At 32.7% G+C, this 1,356-nt stretch carries 2 protein-coding genes; both read right to left on the bottom strand.

The window, feature by feature from the left end; all coding sequences use genetic code 11:
* Positions 1 to 137: 137 nt before the first annotated feature.
* Positions 138 to 482, bottom strand: a complete 345-nt coding sequence (locus tag GH681_RS22890) for a hypothetical protein (RefSeq protein ID WP_153163807.1) — start codon at positions 480 to 482, stop codon at positions 138 to 140.
* A gap of 541 nt (positions 483 to 1,023) precedes the next feature.
* The coding region (locus tag GH681_RS23460; protein WP_228112050.1) for a hypothetical protein at positions 1,024 to 1,356 on the bottom strand (333 nt) is incomplete at its 5' end.

Genomic DNA, 1,356 nt, shown 5'->3' with positions numbered 1-1,356 from the left:
TATTGCGTCTACGTAATAACAATTACTTATAGCAGGGTGTTAAAACGAGCATGGGCGTATTGTATTATCATAATTTCCAACGTGGAGCATGAGGGAGTCGAACCCTCGTCCAAACGATTCATCCAATGACCTAACAGTCAATATACTTTTATTTCTATAGGATTATCTCCAAAACACATATTTCTTTTATCAAATGGTACATAATGAGTATATAAGAATCCTGCATCATTAAATAGTTTAGCCGTACCTATTGGTACACTAATAGAATTATTATGTTTTGGATCTATCCACCAACTTCTTTTTGTTGTTTCATGAACATATCTAACAGGTTTATTATAGAATAGATGTTCACCCCACATATCTGCTGCAATATAGCTCATGATAAATAATTTTAAGTTGTAAATATAAAGAGTTTTGCACACCTCTGCGCCTTCATATCCTAGCAGACCGGATAACGCCTCAATTAGAGAGATATACATCATACACGAGTTTTCATATATCATTGGGTTGATATAATAGTGCAATATACTCTTTTAGTAGTATAGAGAGCGATCAAACTCTCTATACTTAATATGTAATTCTAAAGTAATAGTATACACTGTTGATTATGAGCATAAAAGCATTAAATCTAGTATATAATAGCATAAAGCCGCTATTACTTTAGAATTTATAGTCTTTGACAGAATACATATTATACCAAGTGCTCATCTAGCAAGCTAGAGACTCGATTGAAATATAGACATAAAAGTACTATATGTATATGTATTTTGATATACTTACTGTTTTTCGTCTATGAGACTATCCTTTATTTGTTAGCATAAAAGCATTTAAATAAAGAATGATCTATTTATAGCACATGATCAGTAGGCATAATATCCTATTACTAGCATAAAAGCATTGAATAGAACTGTCAATTCAGTTCATGTTGCCCCGAACTCCTCAATGCGACAATGCGACTTATATAGTTTGCAGGGTTCACATTTATTCTATTTAGCATAAAAGCATTTAGAATTTGGATGTTGATTAAAGATAGATATTTTCGTATCTTGAACCAAAGATTTCTTCTTTCGCTTTTGCGATAGCGTCATCTTTCTTATCTGTAAGTTCTGAATACTTTTTGTCCCAAGCTTTGTAATCACCTGTAGATTCAAATTCAGCTTGAGCTTTCTTCAGTCCTTCAGAAAAGTCTTTCATAATGTTCTTGTGTTTTGATGCAAAACGTCCGTATCTTTCTGCTCTAGAAACAGCTTTTTCACAATCCTGAATTCTACGTTTTACTTCACGAGATTCACGTTCAAGTTGTTCTTGTTGGATCTGTTTCTTTGCTTCAGTAACTGCTGATTCTTCAACTTTACC

The organism is Zoogloea sp. 1C4 (genome assembly GCF_009469605.1).
GTDB classification, from domain to species: Bacteria; Pseudomonadota; Gammaproteobacteria; order Burkholderiales; family Rhodocyclaceae; genus Zoogloea; species Zoogloea oryzae.
The sequence above is the reverse complement of the archived record's forward strand: the minus strand, read 5'-3'. Positions and strand labels throughout refer to the sequence as shown.